Genomic DNA, 727 nt, shown 5'->3' with positions numbered 1-727 from the left:
TTGAAAGTACTTATGACGATCTTCGTAAGAATGAAGATGTACTTTGGGATCAGAAGCAATTGCTCGAAGAGTTAAGTGGTGCGGAAGATATCATCGCGAAGTATGCATATGTGTTCCGTGAGAAACTTGGTCGTGATGGAGAGGCTGAGAGTGGTATTTCCTTAGACCCGGCACGCGTCAGCTCTTGGTTGGAAAATATCAAGTCACTTACCCAGCAAACGCTTGATGACAATGTTAAAGGTGTTGTTTCTGAGGCATACAGCATGCTGATGTCAATGGAAGCTAAGCCCTTAGATGGTGTGATTTCAGATGTTATCGAATCAGCTAACTCGCTCGCAGAGCAGCTTGGCAAGGGTAAACCAAATATCGAAATTGATAATGCAGGAATCTTTGTTAAGAGCGAAGCGCATAGCACGCTTAATAACATATTCATGCATGTTTTCAGAAACGCTATGGATCACGGTATTGAGGGGATTGATGAGCGCCTTGAAAAAGGAAAATCTGAAAGTGGTACTATTAGTCTGGACGTTAGCTATATAGACGATTTGGCAAACCTTGCGGTTCGCGATGACGGGCGCGGTATTGCAATTAGCCGTATCTATAAAATGGCGATCGAGAAGGGTATTTATGCAGAATCCGATCCGAAGCCTTCAGCGAGTGAAATCGCTAATTTGATCTTCTCCTCGGGCTTCTCTACTGCGGATGAGGTTACGGACGCTTCAGGGCG

1 pseudogene is annotated in these 727 nt (G+C 44.7%); it reads left to right on the top strand.

The window, feature by feature from the left end:
* A pseudogene (locus A3766_RS30955) lies at positions 1 to 727 on the top strand (hypothetical protein); the annotation flags it as partial.

It is taken from the genome of Oleiphilus sp. HI0132 (genome assembly GCF_001635845.1).
Note: the sequence above shows the minus strand (reverse complement) of the source record. Positions and strands in the feature narration are given on the sequence as shown.